Annotated in this window: 2 protein-coding genes; both read left to right on the top strand. The window is 53.9% G+C overall.

Annotated elements, in window-relative coordinates:
* Positions 1–442 (top strand): hypothetical protein (locus GDA54_07100; protein ID MBC6498062.1); only part of this gene is annotated, 442 nt, incomplete at its 5' end.
* 211 nt (positions 443–653) lie between these two features.
* Positions 654–2,149 (top strand): hypothetical protein (locus tag GDA54_07095; GenBank protein MBC6498061.1); only part of this gene is annotated, 1,496 nt, incomplete at its 3' end.

Genomic DNA, 2,149 nt, shown 5'->3' with positions numbered 1-2,149 from the left:
GGGCTTTATGGGTATGCAGGGCTTGCATGAGTTTGCGCCAGATTGGTATGCCCTTGCCAGTGGTTATGTGGGACGCACGCGCCTCACGCGCACCATTGGTCGCCTACAGGGTTTAGATGTGGTGACGTCGTCTTTTGATGTGGGTCTTGTCCGTCGCCATGCGTGGGCTGAGGATGATGCCGTGCTGTTGCGTGTGGGGCAACCCATGCGCGTTGAGGATGGCAAGTTAGACATCAGTTTGCGCCATCGCAATGGTGTCTTGCTCCAGCGTTTTGATGTTGTGCCATCAGGTCGCACCCTTGAGCTTGGGTTTGGCTATGACGCCATGCTCTCTGAGCGGGTGCGCATGCGGGCGATGGTGGATTATATCCTCAATCCCCAGCATAGCGTTCGTCGTCCCGATGAGCTCTTTGCCATCATGAGCATACGTGGTGCTTTCTAGGGGCGCGTTCTAGGGACGCATTCTAGAGGGGCGTTTGGGGATTTATCATCCCCTTATGTCCCTCCTCTCTCTTCTTCCCTGTTGTTGTCGTAGGCTTCTAGTACGTTTACTTTAAGACTTTTTTTACTTTCTTGCCACTTTTCATAAAAGGCTTGTGTGTTTTTATGACGCCATAAGCTATCGAGAAATAAGATGTAAGGAGGGTATAGAGATGGCGGCGTGTCTCTCTTGTCGTGGAAGAAGTGTATTGGCGGGGTGGGTGTGTCTAGCGTTGGTCGTGTCCGCGTGTGGTCGGGGTGGCGTTGACTTTTCGTCGGCGAATATCTTGCATTTTTCAGGAGACCATGTCCTAGCACAAAGTGAGCTCCAGCAGGAAGGGGCGCTGACGGTGGAACAGCGAGCGGTCGAGCAATATGGGAACGAGATGGATACAAACACCTCTATCATTGTGAGTGATGTGACACAGGGTGTGACGACACAAGGCGACTATACTGGTGATGCCTCTCTTTTAGCACTACCGAGCACGGGATGCACATTGGTCGCCCATGGCCATTATGTCAATTATTTAGGCTCTTATCGTCATGAGACACCGGGTGAATTTGATTGCCTGTCGTCATGTCCAAAGTCCCGTAGGGCGTCCATGCTTCTTGATGGCATGCGAGTCCTCTTATGTGTGGGGACGGATGAAATAGCGGCTGGTCGTTTTCTCTTTCTTGAGAGTGATTGTGCCCATCGGCAAGGCTTTCATGGAGGTCAATGTATCACGCCAACGGAGGCGCGCCATTGTCAAGTGCGTCAGCGTGTGCTTAACAGGTTTGGCAATGCCTGTCAGTTTCATAGCGCATGTGAGGATGAAGGACATAGGGTCGTCTCTCACACGTGTCAAGCGAGGACGGCCGATGCTTGTATGGGGAATGAAGGTTTTGAGTCAGGCGTATGTGTCGACTCTGCTAACGCCCAGCAATGCGCCAATCGAGGCGCTTTTGTCCTTGCCTTTGATGGAAGCAAGGGGTGTGTCGCGTCCAGCGCATGCGCCGATGAAGGCTATCGCATTGTTGCGCATGCGTGTGTGGCGAACCTTGCAACGAATTGTACGGGGTCGCAAGGCTTTACGATGGGTCGGTGTATTGCGCCTACGAGCGCCTCCCATTGCGCTAGCCGTGGCGGCGATACCTATGTCTATACCATTGGGGAAGATGGCTGTGAGCGTCAGAGCGCGTGTGAGGGGTTAGGCTATCGTATTGTTGAGAGCGCGTGCGTGGCGAACCTTGCAACGAATTGTACGGGGTCGCAAGGCTTTACGATGGGGCGGTGTGTTGCGCCTACGAGTGCCTCCCATTGCGCTAACCGTGGCGGCGATACCTATGTCTATAACATCGGGGAAGATGGCTGTGAGCGTCAGAGTGCGTGTGAGGGGTTAGGCTATCGCATTGTTGCGCATGCGTGCGTGGCGAACCTTGCAACAAATTGTACGGGGTCGCAAGGCTTTACCATGGGGCGTTGTATCACGCCTACGAGCGCCTCCCATTGTGCTAACCGTGGTGGCGATACTTATGTCTATAGCATTGGGGAAGATGGCTGTGAGCGTCAGAGCGCGTGTGAAGGGTTAGGCTATCGTATTGTTGAGAGCGCGTGTGTGGCGAACCTTGCAACGAATTGTACGGGGTCGCAAGGCTTTACGATGGGGCGGTGTGTTGCGCCTACGAG

It is taken from the genome of Alphaproteobacteria bacterium GM7ARS4 (assembly GCA_014332745.1).
Classification (GTDB): Bacteria; Pseudomonadota; Alphaproteobacteria; order GM7ARS4; family GM7ARS4; genus GM7ARS4.
The sequence above is the reverse complement of the archived record's forward strand: the minus strand, read 5'-3'. Positions and strand labels throughout refer to the sequence as shown.